The sequence below is a fragment of the Klenkia soli genome (genome assembly GCF_900103975.1).
In the GTDB taxonomy this organism is placed as follows: domain Bacteria; phylum Actinomycetota; class Actinomycetes; order Mycobacteriales; family Geodermatophilaceae; genus Klenkia; species Klenkia soli.
The window spans coordinates 52,757-69,366 of record NZ_FNIR01000019.1 but is presented as its reverse complement, the minus strand read 5'-3'; the positions used below and the strand labels follow the sequence as shown (position 1 = coordinate 69,366).

Below are 16,610 nucleotides of genomic sequence, written 5' to 3'. Positions count from 1 at the left end.
CACGAGGTAGCGGGCGGAGGCCACGGACATGTTCAGCAGGACCGCCACCTCGTCGGGCAGGAAGTCATCGGCCGCCTGCAGCGACGGGTCATAGACATCGGCGTCCGGGCGGGTGTCGGTGCGGGCACCGGGGGCGAACGGCAACGGCTGTCGAGCACCGAGGGTGGCCTTGCGCTCGATCAACCCCGCCCGGTACGCGGCCAGCGCGGACATCTGCCGGTGCACCGAGGCGAGCTCGGCATCCAGCTCGACGCCCTCCAGACCAGCCGAGGCCGCCAGCCCGGTCAACCGCGGCAGCACCACCGGACCCTCGGTGCGGACGGCAGCACGGCGCGGGGTGATCTCCACCCAGAACCGCTCCGCCGTCGCCGTCATGGACCCAGTCCACCAGAGGGGTACGACAGTTCCGGGACCGCGAACGGACCGCTGACCAGGTGATTCTCCGCTGGCGAAGGACCACGCGCGGTGACGGGGCGAGGGTGTGGCCGTTGCCCGACCCGTGCCGGCGGCATCCCGACCACCGCATGCGAGACGGCCTGCGCCCGCCGGCCGGCGTCGCGGCCAGGTGGCCGGACCAGCCGTCGGACGGCTCGACCGGAGTGCGCACCGACGCCCCAGGGCCCGGGGCACGTGATCGGCGACGGCGCGGCCCCGGTCGCCCACGGGGCAACGGCTAGGGTCGGCGGAGCTGTGCCGGGCGGCACCGCCGCCACGACGAGGGAGGCCGACGAGTGGTTCGAGTGCCCTTCCGCGGCCGCCGCGCCCGCACCCCCGGGGACCTGGAGGACGAGGAGGCCCGCGCGCTCGTCGCCGGCACCGCCGCGGCCGCCGCCGCCCAGGTCGAGACCGCTCCGGCCGTCGAGGCCGACCGCACCGCGGCCGCGTTCTTCGACTGCGACAACACGATGATGATGGGCGCGTCGCTGTTCTGGTTCGCCCGCGGACTGGCCGCCCGCAAGTACTTCACCGGCCGCGACGTCGCCTCCTTCGTCTGGCAGCAGGCCAAGTTCCGGGTGGCCGGCTCCGAGTCGGCGGTCGACATGCACACCGTCCGGGACAACGCGCTGGCCTTCATCGCGGGCCGGTCGGTCGAGGAGATCTCGAGCGCCGGCGAGGAGATCTACGACGAGCTCATGGCCGACCGCATCTGGGCCGGCACCCGGGTGCTGGCCCAGGCGCACCTGGACGCCGGTCAGCGGGTCTGGCTGGTGACCGCCACCCCGATCGAGCTGGCCTCGGTCATCGCCCGCCGGCTGGGGCTCACCGGCGCGCTGGGCACGGTGTCGGAGGTCGTCGACGGCAAGTACACCGGCCGACTGGTCGGCGAGCTCATGCACCACGAGGCCAAGGCGCAGGCGGTGCGGGCGCTGGCCGAGCGCGAGGGCCTGGACCTCACCCGGTGCACCGCCTACAGCGACTCCTCGAACGACCTGCCGATGCTCTCCCTGGTCGGCACCGCGGTGGCGGTGAACCCCGACACCGAGCTGAAGGCGGTGGCCCGCTCCCGCGGCTGGGCGGTCAAGGACTTCCGCACCGGCCGCAAGGCCGCCCGCATCGGCGTCCCCACCCTGGGGGCGGCCGCGCTCGGGGGTGGCGCGGTCAGCGGGCTGCTCGCCCTCCGGCGCCGCAACCGCTGGCCCTGGTGACCACGGCGGTCCAGCCGCTCGGAGCCCTCGCCGCGCAGGCGTGGGCCGACCTCGGCGGGTCCGCCGCCGACCTGGACCTCGTCCGCACCACACCGGCTCCGCTCCCCTCCCGGCTCCGGGTCGGCCCGCTGTGCCTCGACGCCGTGGGCGTCGCCTCCCTGGCCGCGCAGCTCTGCGCCGCCGACCGGTCCGGCCGGCCCGCACGCCCGCTGCAGGTGGACGGCGTCGTCGTGGCCGCCTCGGCCGGCAGCGAACGGGTGTTCCGGCTCGACGGCGCCGCCCCCGCCGCCTTCGCCCCGCTGTCGGGGTTCTGGCCGACCGCCGACGGCTGGGTGCGCACCCACGGCAACTACCCGCACCACGCCGCCCGGCTGCGGTCGCTGCTGGGCCTGGCCGACACGGCCGGCCCCGACCAGCTGCGTGCGGCGCTGGCCGGGCGGCGGGCCCACGAGGTCGAGGAGGCCGCCGCCGGGGTCGGTGCGCTGGTGGTCGCCGTCCGCACGCCCGAGCAGTGGGCCGCGCACCCGCAGCAGCACGCCGTCGCCGAGCTGCCGCTGATCAGCCACGACGTCCTCGCCCAGGCCCCGGCCCGGCCCTGGGCACCGCACGCCACCGCTCCGCTGGACGGCGTCCGGGTGCTGGACCTGACCCGGGTCATCGCCGGGCCGGTGGCCGGCCGCGACCTGGCCCTCATGGGCGCTCAGGTGCTCCGGGTGGACCCGCCGGCACCGGCGGAGATCGCCTGGCAGCACCTGGACACCGGCCAGGACAAGCACTCCGCGGTGGTCGACCTGCACCGCGACCCGGAGGTGCTCGCCGAGCTGCTGGACGACGCGGACGTCGTCCTCACCGGGTACCGACCCGGATCGCTGGACCGGTTCGGCCTGTCCCCGGAGGCGCTGGCGCGGCGGTACCCGGGGATCGTGGTGGGCCGGGTCAGCGCCTGGGGCACCGTGGGGCCGTGGGCGCAGCGCCGCGGCTTCGACAGCCTGGTGCAGGCCGTGTGCGGCATCGCGGTCACCGAGAGCCCGGACGGCGTCGTCCCCGGGGCGCTCCCCGTGCAGGCCCTGGACCACGCCTCGGGCCACCTGCTCGCCGCCGGCGTCGCCACCGCGCTGCGGGAGCGGGCCCGCACGGGCGGGTCCCGTGCGGTGTCGGTCGCTCTGGCCCGCACCGCGCTGGCCCTGCAGCAGCTGGGCCCGGGCACGCCGTCGTCCGCCGTCCCCGACGACCTCCCCTCGGTGGGCGCCGGGCGCATCCGCTGCGCGCCACCCGTGCTGGCCCACGAGGGCGCACCACGCGACTACGCCCGGTTGGGCAGCCCCTGGGGCGCGGACCCGCCCCGGTGGTGGTGAGCGGTCAGCTGAAGACCGAGCGCCGCTGCAGCAGGAGCTGGTAGAGCGACTGCTGGATGGTCTCGCGGACCTGGTCGGTCAGGTTGAACACCAACATCGGGTCGTCGGCGGCGCCGGGGCCGTAGTGCGCGGTCTCGATCGGCGTGCCGAACGCGATGAACCACTTCGAGGGCAGCGGCACCAGGCCCAACGGCCCGAGCAGCGGGAACGTGGGCGTGATCGGCAGGTAGGGCAGCCCGAGGATGCGGGCGGCGGTCTTCGCGTTGCCGATCATCGGGTAGATCTCCTCGGCCCCCACGATGGCGCACGGCACGATCGGCGCCCCGGTGCGCAGGGCGGCGGTCACGAACCCGCCGCGGCCGAACCGCTGCAGGGTGTAGCGCTCGCTGAAGGACTTGCCGATGCCCTTGAAGCCCTCGGGGAACACCCCGACCAGCTCGCCCTCGGTCAGCAGCCGCTCGGCGTCCTCGTTGCAGGCCAGGGTCGAGCCCAGCTTGCGGGCCATGGCCCCGATGAACGGGAACTGGAAGACCAGGTCGGCGCCCAGCAACCGGAAGCGCCGCGACGCCGGGTGGTCGTCGTGCAGCGCCACGGTGGTCATCAGGGCGTCCAGCGGGATGGTGCCCGAGTGGTTGGCCACCACGAGCGCCCCGCCGACGTCCGGGATGTTCGCCAGCCCCTGGGTCTCGACCCGGAACCACTTCTGGAACAGCGGCCGCAGCACCGGCATCAGCAGGTGGTCGGCCAGGTCGGGGTCGAAGCCGAACTCGTCGGTCTCGTACTCCCCGGTCAGCCGCCGGCGCAGGAACTCCAGGCCGCCGGCGACCTGGTCCTCCCAGCCCGGCTCGGCGGCCGGGGGCTCGACCGGCTCCTCGGGGCCGTCGGGGTGCAGGCGGATGACGCGGGCCTCAGGCATCGCGCACCGCCCGCAGGTCGGGCGCGGCGGACGGGCGGCGGGTGGTGGCGGCCAGCGAGCCCCACGCGGCGGCCAGCCGACCGACGGTGGCCTCGGCGGAGTCGACGACGGACCCGACGACGCCGCGGTCGACCACCGGCACGACGGTGGTGCCGTAGTCGGACAGCGCCTGCGCGGTCGTGTAGCGCGGGGTGTAGCCGAACTCCTCGCGCAGCACCCGGGTGTCGACCACCCGCCCGAAGTTGAGGAAGCGCAGCTGCTCGGGCGAGTAGTCGGTGATGCGCGCCTGCCGGGTCAGCCGGCCCAGCGGTGCCATGGCCTGCTCGGGCAGGGGCAGCGGCACCCGGCCCAGCCGGCGGATCGCCTGCGAGAGCAGCACGGTGCCCTCGGCCCCCACGTTGACGGTGCCGGCGAAGTCACCGGTGGCGGCCTTCACCAGGACGGCGACCGCGTCGTCCTCGTGCAGCAGCTGCACCCGTGCGTCGAAGCCCAGCGCGGTGGGGACGACGGGCATGCGCAGGAAGCCGGTCAGCAGCGAGTCGATGCGCGGGCCGATGAAGTTGGTGAACCGCAGGACGGCGACCCCGACCTCGGGCCGGCGCCGGGCGAAGGAGCGCACGTAGCCCTCGATGTCCAGGCTGTCCTTGGCGAAGCCGCCACCGGGCACCCGGCGGGCCTGCATCTGCTCGGTGAACACGGCGGGGTCGCGGGGGCTGGCCCCGTAGACCGCGCTGGTGGACTTGAGCACCAGCCGCGCGACCGAGGGGGCGCGCTGGCAGGCGGCGAGCAGCTGCATCGTGCCGATGACGTTGAGCTCCTTCATCGACGTGCGGCCACCGCTCCCCCCGGGGGTGGAGCTGATGTTCATGTGCACGACGGTGTCGACCCCGGCCGCGGCGATGACCTTGCCGATCAGCGGGTTCCGGATGTCGGCCCGGACGAACTCGGTGCGGCCGAGGCGGCGCAGCGCCTCGGGGCCGGGGGGCACGGTGTCCACCCCGAGGACCCGCTCGATCGAGGGGTCGGCGGCGAGCTCGGCCGCCAGCGCCCCGCCCAGCCACCGGCTCACGCCGGTGACGAGGACGACCGCGGGCGGCACGAGCCTCAGCTCACTTCTTGTTGCGACGCTGGATGCGCGTCTTCTTGAGCAGCTTGCGGTGCTTCTTCTTCGCCATCCGCTTGCGGCGCTTCTTGATGACCGAACCCATGTGATGCTCCCGACGTCGTGGTCGCCCGGAGCCCGGAGCGGTGACCGGTGGTCCCGCCGGGCACCGTGCGAGGGTGTTCAGCTCGTGTGCGCCGTCCGCCCTCGAGGAGGGGGACGACGCTCGACGGTCGAGAGTACCTGGTGACCCCACGGGGAGATCCCGTCGTGGCGGTCGGGTCGTGCTGAGGCGTGCGGGGCGCGGTCGGGGACGTCGACGTCCCGCTCGACCACGCGGGGGCGGCACCGCCCGCGGGGAGCCGCCGCCGGATCCCGACGGCGGCGACCCCGGACGGAGGCGACGCGGTGGTGCAGGTGACGTGGTGCAACGGCCTTCTCGCAGGGACCCGCGGCGTGCGGAGCACGTCGTGGGGGGCGAGGAGGTCCTTCCTCAGGCGATGTCGGTGTACGCGTCGCGCAGGTAGTCCTGCACGGCGCGCTCGGGCACGCGGAACGAACGGCCGACGCGGACGGCGGAGAGCTCGCCGCCGTGCACGAGGCGGTACACGGTCATCTTCGACACGCGCATCATCGCGGCGACCTCGGCGACGGTCAGGAAGGTGACGGCCGAGCGCTGCGGCTGGGCCGGCAGCTGACGGTTGACCGGCGCGGCGGCCGGGTGGGCGGCGGGCACGGGGCGGGCGACCGAGGCGGCCGACACGGGGCGGCCGACCGGACGGGGGCCGGGCTGCTGGGGGCGGACCTGGTAGGCGCGCTGGGGCATGGTCATCGTGGTTCTCCTCCGCTACTGCACGTATCGGTCCGTCGGCTTCCCCACCGGCGGTCGGGTCACGTACGTGCTGGGAGAAACGTTAGGGGCCTGGTGGGACAGAAGCGATGGGTGAATCGAACAGGCGGACCGGTCCGTCCTGGTCACTTGTCGACACGACTGACAGTGGTCGGTTGTTCACGGGGCGTCTATGACATGTCGACACGGCGACACGGCGTGATTCCGCCGTCACAACTTCCCAACGAGAACGGCCTGCCGTTGTGCACTCACGCAGCGTGAGCGCCGGCAGAAAAAGTTCCGCTTCTCAGCGACCCAGCTCGACGGAGCGGTCGTGCGCGGCCTCGATCGCGGCGATCAGCGCGGCCCGGACACCGTGCCGCTCGAGCTCGCGGATCGCGGCGATCGTCGTCCCGCCCGGGCTGGTCACCGCCTCGCGCAGCTGCACGGGGTGCTCCCCCGAGTCGCGCAGCATGGTCGCGGCGCCCAGCGCGGTCTGCACGATCAGGTCGGCGGCCAGCGTGCGCGGCAGGCCGAGCAGGATCCCCGCGTCGATCATCGCCTCGACCAGGAAGAAGAAGTAGGCGGGCCCGCTGCCCGACAGCGCCGTCACGGCGTCCTGCTGGGCCTCGGGCACCCGACGGACCTGCCCGACGGCCGAGAGCAGCGCCTCGGCCTCGTCCAGGTCGGCGGCCGTCGCGTGCGCACCGGCCGACAGCACGCTCATGCCCTCGTCGACCAGTGCCGGGGTGTTCGGCATGACCCGGACGACGGCGGTGCCGGCGGGCAGCGCGGCCTCGATGCGCGCGGTGGGCACCCCGGCGGCGACCGACACGACCAGGTGACCCGGCCCCACGTGCGGGGCCAGCAGCGCCAGCAGCGCGTCGACGTCCTGCGGCTTGACGGCCAGCAGGAGGACCCCGCACTCCGCCGCCGCGGCCGCCAGGTCCAGCGCGCGGACGCCGTGCCGCTCGACCAGCTGGGCGGCCCGCTCGGGGCTGCGCTCGACGACGACGATGCTCTCGGCCACGCCGGGACGCCGGACCAGCCCGGAGACCAACGCCTCCCCGATCTTGCCGCCGCCGACGACGGCGAGCCCGGAACGCTGCTGCTGGGTGGGTGCGCTGGTCACGCGGACGACGCTAGCGGGGGGCCTCAGCTGCCGGAGAGCAGCCCGGCCGCCGGGACCACGACGAGCAGCGTGCCGGCGAACAGCAGCAGCACCAGCAGGCGGGTCTCGAGCGGCCCCTGCCCGTGCCTGCCCCGCCAGAACGTCACCCCGCCCACCATGCCGGCGATCGCCAGCGGGGCGGCCACGACGGCGGCGTAGGGCACCAGCTCCCACAGCACGGTGAACAGGTAGTAGACGCCGACCCCGACGGCCAGGGCCAGCAGCAGCTCGCCGACGAACCGCGCCCAGGCCACCGCGCTCTGCGCAGCGGTGAGCGGTTCGGCGTCCTCGTCGTCGGCCGGGAGGACCACCTTGGGGATCGGGCCGGTGGAGGGCACCGCGGGCGCATCGGCCCGCGACCCGACCCCGGCGGGGAAGCCGGGGGTGCGACCCGTGCGCATGCCCGGGATGGCCGCCGTGGTGGGGCCGGGCTCGCCGGCGACCGGCTGCTCGACCGTGGCCGGCGCGGGCTCGGGGGCGCGGCGTCGTCCGAACCGCGAACCGGTGCCCGGGGCCACCCGGGCGACGGGGGTGGCGCGGGCCTCGAGCGGCGGCGGTGGGGTGGCCGCCCGGCGGTCGCCGGTACGCCGGTCCCCGGTCCGCCGGTCGGTGTCGGGGGGGCCGGTCGCCGTCCGGCCCTGGGTCCCGGTCGTGCCGGCCCGCTCGGCCTTGTCGGCGACGGTCTCCTCGACGGTCCGCTTGCGCTTCTGCCGCACGGGGCCGGTGGTGCCCGGCCGGGTACCGGCGTCGGACTCCAGGCCGTGCTCGCGGAGGATCTCCGCCAGCGAGCGGACGGAGTGATCGGCGTCGCTCATGCGCCCTCCAACCCGTCCAACCTCCGCAGGATGACGCCCTCGCGCAGCGCCCAGGGGCAGATTGCCACGAACGGCACGTCCACCGCGCGCATCGCGGCCCGCGCCACGACCGCGCCGGCCGGCACCTGGTGGGCGCGGTCCACCGACACCCCCTGCAGCTCGGCCAGCGCGGAGGAGTCGATGCGCGACACGAAGCCGACGAGCTGACCCAGCCCGACCGCCGTGAGCTGCCGCGGCACCCGCAGCCCGGCCGAGTAGGGCGCCGCGCCGGTCAGCCGGGCCAGGGTGCGGAAGGTCTTGGAGGTCGCGGCCACGAGGTCGGGCGGCCCCGCGGCGGCGAGCCGGCGGGCGGCCGGGGCCAGCAGGCGGCTGGCGTGCGCGTCGAGCTCGTCCAGCGCGCCGAGGTCGGGACGGCGACCGGCCAGCGCGTCGGGCAGGAACCGCCGGGTCATGCGCCCGGCGCCCAGCGGCACCGACAGCGCGACGTCGGGGTCCTCGTCGATGCCGGTGGCCAGCTCCAGCGAGCCGCCGCCGATGTCGAGGACCAGCAGCCGACCGGCGCTCCACCCGAACCACCGCCGGACGGCGAGGAAGGTCAGCCGCGCCTCGTCCTCGCCGCTGAGCACCTGCAGCTGCACCCCGGTGGCCTCGACGACCCGCTCGAGCACCTTCGCCCCGTTCGAGGCCTCGCGGATCGCGGAGGTGACGAACCCCAGCAGCTCCTCGCACCCGGACTCGGTGGCCACCTCGCGGGCCCGCCGCACCGCCGCGACCAGCGCCTTCTCCCCCGCCTTCGACAGCACGCCGTCGGCGCCGACGTGCTCGGCCAGGCGCAGCACCGACTTGTCGGAGTGGGCCGGGGTCGGGTGGGCGCCCCGGTGGGCGTCGACCACCAGCAGGTGGACGGTGTTCGAACCCACGTCGAGCACTCCCAGCCGCATGACCGGACAGTCTGCCGGGTGGCCCCACGCCGTGGGGCACGTGGTGGACTGGACGTCGTGCAGGCACCGCCCGACGAAGTCGACCCCGACCACGCCCGCGAGTGGCTGGAGTTCACCGACCCCGCCGACGCCGAGCACCGGGTCCGCGCCGACCTGACCTGGCTCACGTCGGCCTGGACCTGCGTCTACGGCCGCGGCTGCGCCGGTGTGGTCGCCGGGCGGGCCGAGGACGGCTGCTGCAACCACGGGGCGTTCTTCACCGACACCGACGACCTGCAGCGGGTGGCCGCCGCCGTCGAGGAGCTCACCGACGCCGACTGGCAGCGCCGCGGGCAGTGGGCCACCGACTGGACCGAGCCCGAACCCGACGAGGACGAACCCGGCAGCGCCGCGCTGCGCACCCGGGTCGTGGACGGCGCCTGCGTGTTCCTCAACCGGGCCGACCACGCCGGCGGCGGGGGTTGCGCGCTGCACGGGCTGGCGCTGCGCACCGGCCGGCACCCGCTGGAGACCAAGCCCGACGTCTGCTGGCAGCTGCCGGTGCGCCGCGAGCAGGAGTGGGTCGAGCGCCCCGACGAGACGCGGGTCCTGGTCAGCACGATCGGCGAGTTCGACCGCCGCGGGTGGGGACCGGGCGGGCACGACCTGCACTGGTGGTGCACCGGGTCCCCCACCGCGCACGTGGCGGCCGAGCCGCTGGTCGACACCTACGCCGCCGAGCTCACCGAGCTGCTGGGCGGCCCCGCCTACCAGGAGCTGCGCCGGCTGACGCACGCCCGCCTGGACCTCGGCCTGGTCGCCCCGCACCCGGCGAGCCCCGGTCCGGTGCCCGTCGAGCTGCACCGCCGTCGCCCCGGCTGAGTCCAGCGCGCGCGACGGCGTGCTCGCGCGTAGCTTCGAACGCATGAGCGAAGCAGACTCCAAGGTCAACACCGGCCAGCCCGGTGACCCCACCGCCGAGAAGGACCCCTCCGACTGGGTGACCGGCGACGAGCCGGCCACCGGGGCGCAGAAGAGCTACCTGCACACCCTGGCCCAGCAGGCCGGCGAAGAGGTGTCCGACGACATCTCGAAGGCCGACGCCTCCATCAAGATCGACGAGCTCCAGGAAGAGACCGGCCGCGGGAAGTGACACGAGGAGCCCCACCTGCGGTGGGGCTCCTCGTCACGACTCGAACTTGTAGCCCAGGCCTCGCACCGTCACGAGCCACTTCGGGGTGGCGGGGTCGGGCTCGAGCTTGGCGCGGAGGCGCTTGACGTGGACGTCGAGGGTCTTGGTGTCGCCCACGTAGTCCGAGCCCCACACGCGGTCGATGAGCTGGCCACGGGTCAGCACCCGGCCGGCGTTGCGCAGCAGCAGCTCGAGCAGGTCGAACTCCTTGAGCGGCAGCGAGATCGGCTCGCCGTCGACGGCGACGGTGTGCCGCTCGACGTCCATGCGCACCGGCCCGGCGGCCAGCGTGGCGTCCGGGGGCAGGTCGGTCTCGGTCCCCCGGCGCAGCACCGCCCGGATCCGTGCGAGCAGCTCCCGCGCCGAGTAGGGCTTGGTGACGTAGTCGTCGGCGCCCAGCTCGAGCCCCACGACCTTGTCGATCTCGGTGTCCTTGGCCGTGAGCATGATGATCGGCACCGCGCTCTTCGCCCGGAGCGTCCGGCAGACCTCGGTGCCCGACAGACCGGGCAGCATCAGGTCCAGCAGCACGATGTCCGCGCCGCCCCGGTCGAACTCGGCCAGGGCGTCGATCCCGTTGCCCGCCACGACGGCCTCGTAGCCCTCGCGGCGCAGCATGTAGGACAGCGCATCCGAGAAGGACTCCTCGTCCTCCACGACCAGCACTCGGGTCATGACCGTCCTCTCTGCACATCTGTCGGGGTGACGGCCGCGCGGAGCGCGTCGACACGGTCGCGGGATATACCCGCGGGGTCTGTGGTCGGTCCGGTCTCGGCGGGTGCGGGGGCCAGCGGGATGCGCAGGGTGAAGGTGGACCCCAGGCCCTCCTCGCTCCACACCGTGACCGAGCCGCCGTGGTTGGTGGCCACGTGCTTCACGATCGCCAGCCCCAGGCCGGTGCCGCCGGTGGCGCTGGCCCGCGACTGGTCGACCCGGTAGAACCGCTCGAACACCCGGGCTCGGTCGGCCCGCGGGATGCCGATGCCCGAGTCGGTGACGGCGATCTCGGCGAAGCCCGAGCGCGCCCGCGTGCCCACGGCGATCCTGGTGCCGTCCGGGGAGTAGGTCACCGCGTTGGCCAGCAGGTTGGTCACGGCCGTGGCCAGCTGCGCCTCGACCCCGAGGACGACGAGGTCGGACTGCTCGCCGACCGCCAGCTCGATGCCCTTGGCGGCCGCGGCCAGCCGGGTGCGGTCCACGGCCTCGACCACCACGTCGCAGACCTGGACCGGGCTCAGCTCGGGCAGCGGCTCGGCGCCCTGCAGCCGGGACAGGTCGATCAGCTCGCGGACCAGCCGGGACAGCCGGTCGGCCTCGTGGGTCATGCGGGCGGCGAAGCGCTGCACGGTCTCGGGGTCGTCCGCCGCACCCTGGGTGGCCTCGGCCAGCAGGGCCAGCGCGCCGACCGGCGTCTTCAGCTCGTGCCCGACGTTGGCCACGAAGTCCCGCCGCACCGCCTCGACCCGGCGGGCCTCGGTCACGTCCTGCAGGACCAACGCGACCGGCCCGCGCTCCAGCGCCGGTCCGCTGTCCAGCCGCACCCCGTGCACCCCGACCATCCGGGGTCCGGTGCCGACCAGGTCACCGGGCAGCTGCACGTCCGCCCGCCGGCTGCCACCCCGCCGGACGTCGTGGGCCACCGCGACCAGACCGGGCACCAGCAGCCGCGGGCCCCGCACGATGCCCAGGGCGCGGGCCGCGGGGTTGGCCAGCACGACGGAGTCGTAGAGGTCCAGCAGCACCACGGCGGGGTCCATGAGGTCCAGCAGACGCCGGGCGAGCACCGTCTCGTCGTCCACCGGGGTCGGCGACCCGGGCAGGTAGTCGGGGGCGGCGGCGTCGTCGGACCCGTCGCCCCGGGACAGGAGGCGGACGACGAGGACGCCGGCCGCACCGCCCAGGACGAGGCCGAGCGCCAGCCACAGCAGCGGGTGCACGGGTCGATGCTAGGCCGACCGGAGGCCCGCTCCCGGCCGCCGACGGCATGATCACCCCCCGGTCGAGGGAGTGTTCACGGGCAGGTGTCCGGCCGTTCACCTCCGTGTCCCGGCACGGGAACGGAACATTCCCTACGCTCGTCCCCGAGCGCCCGAGCCGCAACCACACCGGTTGCGCCGCGCTCCGACGACGCCGTCGGCCCCGGGGAAGCCCGTGTGGCCGGGCCTGGAGGGGAACCGTGCGCGACAGCTACCGGGAAGAACTCGACGACATCAACACCTGCCTGGTGGAGATGACCAACTCCGTCGGCTCGGCGATGAGCAAGGCCACCACGGCCCTGCTCGACGCAGACGTCGCCCTGGCCGACCTGGTGATCGCCGGCGACGCCCACATCGACTCGGTGCGCGAGAACGTCGACGACCGCTGCTTCACCCTGCTGGCCCGCCAGGCCCCGGTGGCCACCGACCTGCGGTCCATCACCACCGCGATGGCGACCGTGCAGGACCTCGAGCGCATGGGTGACCTCGCCCAGCACATCGCCAAGGTCGCGCGCATGCGGTTCCCCGACCACGCCGTGCCGCAGGAGGTCCGCCCGGTCTTCCTCGACATGGGGCACATCGCGGAGAGCCTGGTCGCCCAGGCCGGCACCATCATCGCCAAGCGCGACATCGAGGCCGCCGTGCAGCTCGAGGCCGACGACGACCTGATGGACCGCAACCACCAGCAGCTGTTCCGCGAGCTCCTCAGCAACGACTGGCCGCACGGCATCGAGTCGGCCATCGACATCACCCTGCTGGGCCGCTACTACGAGCGCTTCGCCGACCACGCCGTCAGCGTCGCCCGCCGCGTGGTCTACCTGGTCACCGGCGAGCGCCCCCTCCCCGTGGCCGCCGCAAGTTAGAAGATCGCACGACGAGGGCCCGGGACGACGTCCCGGGCCCTCGTCGTGTCAGGTGGTGCTGGAACGGCCCCGTCGCAGGGTCCCGCCGCGAGCTTGCTCGTGGTGGGGGGCGACGGGGTCCTTCACTTCTTGCCCTGGTTGGCGACGGCCTTGATGGCTTCTGCCGCGGCTTCCGGGTCGAGGTACTTGCCGCCGGGGGTCGTGGGGACCAGGTTCTCGTCCAGGTCGTAGCGGAGCGGGACGCCGGTGGGGATGTTCAGGCCGACCACCTCGTCGTCGCCCATGCCGTCCAGGTGCTTCACCAGGGCCCGCAGGCTGTTGCCGTGCGCGGTGACCAGCACGGTCTTCCCGGCCCGCAGGTCGGGCACGATCGAGTCGTACCAGTACGGCAGCATCCGGACGACGACGTCGGCCAGGCACTCGGTGGCCGGGCGGGCCTCCGGCGGCAGGAAGGCGTAGCGCGGGTCGGCGTCCTGGCTGTACTCGTCGGCCGCGTCGATCGGCGGCGGCGGGGTGGCGTAGCTGCGCCGCCAGGTCATGAACTGCTCCTCGCCGTACTCGGCGAGCGTGGCGGCCTTGTCCTTGCCCTGCAGCGCGCCGTAGTGCCGCTCGTTGAGCCGCCACGAGCGGGTCACCGGGATCCACTGCCGGTCGGCGGCGGCCAGCGCCAGCTCGGCGGTGGTGATCGCCCGCTTGAGCAGCGAGGTGTGGAGCACGTCGGGGAGCAGTCCCTCGGCGGCGAGCAGCTCACCGCCCCGGGCGGCTTCCGCGCGGCCCTTCTCGGACAGGGACACGTCGACCCAGCCGGTGAAGAGGTTGGCCTTGTTCCACTCGCTCTCGCCGTGGCGGAGGAGCACCAGAGTTCCGGTCACGGGTCCATCCTGCCCGACGATCAGCCGGTGAGGAGGGGCCAGGCCAGCCAGAGCTCGAACAGCGCCGGCGGCACCAGGCCGACCAGCAACCACGGGCTGCGCACCCGTCGCCCGGTGCTCCAGCGGATCACCGCGACGACGGCCAGGCAGAGGACGACGACCGCCGTCCCCCAGCCGATCGCCGCGGTGGTGTCGCCGGTGAAGAACTGGGCGAAGGCGACCTGCACCGCGCACACCAGCAGCGGGTAGACCAGCGCCGAGGCGAGCACCACCCCGGTCAGCGCCCGGGTGCGCCCCCGCAGCTCGGTCTCGTCGGCCATGGTCGGATCAGGTCACGGCGCGGTCAGGTGAGGGTGCCGGCCCGCCAGCGCCGGGCGGCGGCGGCGAGCTGGTCGGCCGTGCGGGCCAGCGCGTGCCCGGTGCGGGTGACCCGGTCGGCCTGCTCGCCGTCGACGTCGTCGAGCTCGTCGGCGTGGGCGGCCCGGCCCCCGGCGACGACCCAGCAGAAGGCGGCGGCGCGGTCCAGCGCGACGTCCAGGTCGCCCTCGAACACCCCGGTCAGCACGGCGTCGGCGAGGTCGCGCACGCCCTCGGGGCCCGGCGGGTCGGCCAGGCCCGCGACCACCTCGCGGGGCAGCACCCGGCCCCGGCCGGCCTCGAACTGCCGGGCCGCGGACACCGGGTCGCGCTGCACCCAGGCGCGCAGCAGGTACAGCCGCCACAGCGCACCGGGCAGCGAGATCGCCGGGGCGTCGGCCCACAGCTCGGCCAGCTCGTCGAGGCCCTGGTCGTCGGCGAGGGTGACCAGGCGCCGGGTGACCTCGGGGTCGTCGGTGGCCCGCGCCCGGTCGACCAGGGCGTAGGCGACGCCGCGGGCGGCCTCGGTGGTGGCGATGGGGTCGACCTCGCCGGCCAGGTGGGCGCCGAGGGTGGCGCGCAGCAGGGGGCGTCGGTTCCGGGCGGCCATCGGTCCTCCTCGTCGGTGCCGGCCGCGGTGGTGGACGACCCCCTCCGTTGTACGTGCCCGACCGCCGCCCGGCTACCCGGTCAGCCCCAGTTCTCCGCCTTCGTGAGGCAGAACGGGTGCCCGGCCGGGTCCAGCAGCACCCGCCACGTCTCGCCGGGCTGCGGGTCGACCGCGGTGGCACCCAGGCCGACGGCGGTCGCCTGCGCGGCGTCCAGGTCGGCGACGGCGAGGTCGAGGTGGAACTGCTTGCTGCCCCGCTCGTTCGGCCAGGCCGGGGGCTCGTAGTCCTCGACGGTGCCGAAGCCCAGGGCGTGCGTGGGTCCCTGCAGCATCGCGTAGGCGGCCTCGGAGTGGACGACGTCCCACCCGAGCATGGCCGACCAGAACGTGGCGCTGGCCGGCGCGTCGGCGCAGTCGAGGGTGAGCATGGCCAGCCGCGCGGGAGCGGTCATCGGGTCCTCCTGGGTGGGGTAGGACGGCCACCGTCCCACCCCGGGCAACCCCTGGCTTGCACGAACCCGACAGCGCGGGTCAGGCCGACCGGCCGGCGGGGTCGCGGCCGAGGAAGCCCATGAGCCGGTCGACGGCCGGGGCGTCGTCGGGCACGGCGACCTTCGGCCCGTACTGGCCCGACTGCCGCAGCACCTCGTCCATCGGCTGCATGCCGGCCAGGAGCTCGGCGCACTCGGCCTCGTCCAGGCCGGCGTCCTGCCCGCTGGCGGTGGCCAGGTCCCAGGTGTGGAAGAGCACGTCGGTCGTGTAGAACCGGTCGACCGCGTCGGCCAGCGGCAGGGTGCCCAGGTGCTGGTGGGTGAAGGACTCCCCCGCCCGCGGCGAGTCCAGCAGCGCCTGGACGGCGGCCGCGTGCCGGGCCCAGTCCCGCGCCGGGTCCCCGGTGCGCTCGACGGCCAGCTCGACGCCGTCCGAGGCCAGCAGGGCCGGCAGCCACTCGACCAGGTGGCCGACCACGTCGGTCGCCGTCCACCCCTCCACAGGTGCGGAGGCCGTCCAGTCGCCCACCCCGTCGACGACCTCGCCGAACCGGCCGGCGATGCGGGCGTGCCGCTCGGCGGCGGTCACGCCCGCACCAGCAGCGCGTCGAGCTTCGCGTATCCCTGGTCGACGCCGATCTCCATGCCGCTGCGCAGCCAGGCATCCCGACCCTCGAACGAGTCCACCAGCGACTCCGCGTGCAGCCGGGTGCGGCCGCCGCCCAGGTCCTCGAACCGCACCGTCTGCAACGAGACGTCCTCCGGCATGCCCTCCCACGTGAAGGTCTGGACGATCGTGTCCGTGCCGATCCGGTGGAAGCAGCCGCGGAAGGCGAACTCCTGCCCGTCGCGGTGCGCCCCACCGTCACCCGCCCGCCCCGCCGTGTAGCGCCACTCGCCGCCGTCCCGGGCGTCCCACCGGTCGATCCGGGTGTCCATGCCGTCGGGGCCGACCCAGCGGGCGAACAGCTCGGGGTCCAGGTGGGCGCGCATGAGCTGCGCGACCGAGCCGGTGAAGTCGCGGGTGATGCGGATGAGCGGCAGCGTCGCGTCGGCGGCGATGGTCGCCTGCTGGGTGCTGGTCACGACGGGTCCTCCTCGGTGATGTCGAGCTCCGCCAGGACGGCGTCCAGGCGGGTGAAGCGTTCCTCGGCCCGGCGGCGGTAGCGCTCGATCCAGGCGGTCATCAGGTCGAGCACCTCGGCCTCCAGGTGCACGGGTCGGGTCTGCGCGGCCCGGCCACGGGTGACCAGGCCGGCGCCCTCGAGCACCTTCAGGTGCTTGGAGACGGCCTGGGTGCTGACGTCGTAGGGGGCGGCGAGCTCGCCGACGGTGGCGTCGGCGACGGTCAGCCGGGCGACCATGTCGCGCCGGGTGGGGTCGGCCAGGGCGGCGAACACCCGCGAGAGCTGGTCGGCCATCGATCCTCCTCAACCTCTCGGTTGCAGACGACGCTAGCCCCGGCAGGTCTGCTCGTCAACCATCTGGTTGCAGA

The 16,610-nt window shown here is 74.7% G+C and carries 22 protein-coding genes; 5 read left to right on the top strand and 17 right to left on the bottom strand.

Going from position 1 to position 16,610, the window contains the following annotated elements; all coding sequences use genetic code 11:
- Positions 1 to 375, bottom strand: a 375-nt coding sequence (locus BLS67_RS22380) for a hypothetical protein (protein WP_131801823.1), incomplete at its 3' end; no start/stop codon positions are given.
- Positions 376 to 731: 356 nt separating this feature from the next.
- Between BLS67_RS22380 and BLS67_RS22375 the strand changes: the two genes are divergently transcribed.
- Together BLS67_RS22375 and BLS67_RS22370 are read left to right on the top strand one after the other, a co-directional pair.
- Entirely contained in the window at positions 732 to 1,646 is a 915-nt protein-coding gene (locus BLS67_RS22375) for an HAD family hydrolase (protein ID WP_091250374.1), read from the top strand.
- Positions 1,643 to 3,001, top strand: a complete 1,359-nt coding sequence (locus BLS67_RS22370; RefSeq protein WP_091250371.1) for a CoA transferase — start codon at positions 1,643 to 1,645, stop codon at positions 2,999 to 3,001. Before BLS67_RS22375 ends, BLS67_RS22370 begins: the two co-directional genes overlap by 4 nt.
- 4 nt (positions 3,002 to 3,005) lie before the next feature.
- Here the strand turns inward: BLS67_RS22370 and BLS67_RS22365 are convergent, their stop codons facing one another.
- From BLS67_RS22365 to BLS67_RS22335, 7 genes are all read right to left on the bottom strand, one after another.
- Positions 3,006 to 3,917, bottom strand: coding sequence for a lysophospholipid acyltransferase family protein (locus BLS67_RS22365; RefSeq protein ID WP_091250368.1), 912 nt, complete (start codon positions 3,915 to 3,917; stop codon positions 3,006 to 3,008).
- The gene (locus BLS67_RS22360) at positions 3,910 to 5,016 is read right to left on the bottom strand and encodes an NAD-dependent epimerase/dehydratase family protein (RefSeq protein WP_091250364.1); all 1,107 of its coding nucleotides are present in this window, start codon (positions 5,014 to 5,016) and stop codon (positions 3,910 to 3,912) included. Before BLS67_RS22360 ends, BLS67_RS22365 begins: the two co-directional genes overlap by 8 nt.
- Positions 5,017 to 5,026: 10 nt before the next feature.
- Positions 5,027 to 5,125: a 30S ribosomal protein bS22 gene (locus BLS67_RS22355; protein ID WP_018654693.1), complete on the bottom strand. Its 99-nt coding sequence runs from the start codon at positions 5,123 to 5,125 to the stop codon at positions 5,027 to 5,029.
- Positions 5,126 to 5,512: 387 nt separating this feature from the next.
- Complete coding sequence (locus BLS67_RS25090; protein ID WP_242654288.1) at positions 5,513 to 5,851, bottom strand: helix-turn-helix domain-containing protein; 339 nt, start codon at positions 5,849 to 5,851, stop codon at positions 5,513 to 5,515.
- Between the two features lie 304 nt (positions 5,852 to 6,155).
- On the bottom strand, positions 6,156 to 6,980 hold the full coding sequence (proC, locus tag BLS67_RS22345) for a pyrroline-5-carboxylate reductase (protein WP_091250361.1): 825 nt from the start codon (positions 6,978 to 6,980) through the stop codon (positions 6,156 to 6,158).
- Positions 6,981 to 7,003: 23 nt separating this feature from the next.
- Positions 7,004 to 7,834 carry a hypothetical protein gene (locus BLS67_RS22340; RefSeq protein WP_091250358.1) on the bottom strand — a complete coding sequence of 277 codons (831 nt, stop codon included), beginning with the start codon at positions 7,832 to 7,834 and terminating at the stop codon, positions 7,004 to 7,006.
- On the bottom strand, positions 7,831 to 8,775 hold the full coding sequence (locus BLS67_RS22335; RefSeq protein WP_091250355.1) for a Ppx/GppA family phosphatase: 945 nt from the start codon (positions 8,773 to 8,775) through the stop codon (positions 7,831 to 7,833). Before BLS67_RS22335 ends, BLS67_RS22340 begins: the two co-directional genes overlap by 4 nt.
- A 57-nt stretch (positions 8,776 to 8,832) precedes the next feature.
- Between BLS67_RS22335 and BLS67_RS22330 the strand changes: the two genes are divergently transcribed.
- Together BLS67_RS22330 and BLS67_RS22325 are read left to right on the top strand one after the other, a co-directional pair.
- Positions 8,833 to 9,636, top strand: a complete 804-nt coding sequence (locus tag BLS67_RS22330) for a DUF3109 family protein (RefSeq protein ID WP_242654287.1) — start codon at positions 8,833 to 8,835, stop codon at positions 9,634 to 9,636.
- A gap of 43 nt (positions 9,637 to 9,679) precedes the next feature.
- The gene (locus BLS67_RS22325) at positions 9,680 to 9,907 is read left to right on the top strand and encodes a DUF3072 domain-containing protein (RefSeq protein ID WP_091250351.1); all 228 of its coding nucleotides are present in this window, start codon (positions 9,680 to 9,682) and stop codon (positions 9,905 to 9,907) included.
- A gap of 33 nt (positions 9,908 to 9,940) precedes the next feature.
- On the opposite strand, the gene BLS67_RS22320 is transcribed toward BLS67_RS22325, so the two are convergent.
- Both BLS67_RS22320 and BLS67_RS22315 read right to left on the bottom strand, forming a co-directional pair.
- Positions 9,941 to 10,621 (bottom strand): response regulator transcription factor, encoded by a 681-nt coding sequence (locus BLS67_RS22320; protein WP_091250349.1) that lies wholly within the window; start codon positions 10,619 to 10,621, stop codon positions 9,941 to 9,943.
- The gene (locus tag BLS67_RS22315) at positions 10,618 to 11,883 is read right to left on the bottom strand and encodes a sensor histidine kinase (RefSeq protein WP_091250344.1); all 1,266 of its coding nucleotides are present in this window, start codon (positions 11,881 to 11,883) and stop codon (positions 10,618 to 10,620) included. The genes BLS67_RS22320 and BLS67_RS22315 overlap by 4 nt, the downstream gene beginning before the upstream one ends.
- A 239-nt stretch (positions 11,884 to 12,122) precedes the next feature.
- Between BLS67_RS22315 and phoU the strand changes: the two genes are divergently transcribed.
- A complete protein-coding gene (phoU, locus tag BLS67_RS22310) occupies positions 12,123 to 12,785 on the top strand; it encodes a phosphate signaling complex protein PhoU (RefSeq protein ID WP_091250340.1) in 663 nt (220 codons plus the stop codon).
- 122 nt (positions 12,786 to 12,907) lie between these two features.
- On the opposite strand, the gene BLS67_RS22305 is transcribed toward phoU, so the two are convergent.
- The 7 genes from BLS67_RS22305 to BLS67_RS22275 all read right to left on the bottom strand — a co-directional run bounded on the left by BLS67_RS22305 (position 12,908) and on the right by BLS67_RS22275 (position 16,536).
- A complete protein-coding gene (locus BLS67_RS22305) occupies positions 12,908 to 13,657 on the bottom strand; it encodes a phosphoglyceromutase (RefSeq protein ID WP_091250337.1) in 750 nt (249 codons plus the stop codon).
- A 20-nt stretch (positions 13,658 to 13,677) separates the two neighbouring features.
- Complete coding sequence (locus BLS67_RS22300; RefSeq protein WP_091250333.1) at positions 13,678 to 13,977, bottom strand: hypothetical protein; 300 nt, start codon at positions 13,975 to 13,977, stop codon at positions 13,678 to 13,680.
- Between the two features lie 23 nt (positions 13,978 to 14,000).
- Complete coding sequence (locus BLS67_RS22295; protein ID WP_091250329.1) at positions 14,001 to 14,624, bottom strand: hypothetical protein; 624 nt, start codon at positions 14,622 to 14,624, stop codon at positions 14,001 to 14,003.
- Between the two features lie 80 nt (positions 14,625 to 14,704).
- On the bottom strand, positions 14,705 to 15,076 hold the full coding sequence (locus tag BLS67_RS22290) for a VOC family protein (protein ID WP_091250323.1): 372 nt from the start codon (positions 15,074 to 15,076) through the stop codon (positions 14,705 to 14,707).
- Between the two features lie 79 nt (positions 15,077 to 15,155).
- Positions 15,156 to 15,704: a DinB family protein gene (locus tag BLS67_RS22285; RefSeq protein ID WP_091250319.1), complete on the bottom strand. Its 549-nt coding sequence runs from the start codon at positions 15,702 to 15,704 to the stop codon at positions 15,156 to 15,158.
- Positions 15,701 to 16,201 (bottom strand): SRPBCC domain-containing protein, encoded by a 501-nt coding sequence (locus tag BLS67_RS22280; protein ID WP_091250310.1) that lies wholly within the window; start codon positions 16,199 to 16,201, stop codon positions 15,701 to 15,703. Before BLS67_RS22280 ends, BLS67_RS22285 begins: the two co-directional genes overlap by 4 nt.
- The gene (locus BLS67_RS22275) at positions 16,198 to 16,536 is read right to left on the bottom strand and encodes an ArsR/SmtB family transcription factor (protein WP_091250305.1); all 339 of its coding nucleotides are present in this window, start codon (positions 16,534 to 16,536) and stop codon (positions 16,198 to 16,200) included. Before BLS67_RS22275 ends, BLS67_RS22280 begins: the two co-directional genes overlap by 4 nt.
- Positions 16,537 to 16,610 lie beyond the last annotated feature (74 nt).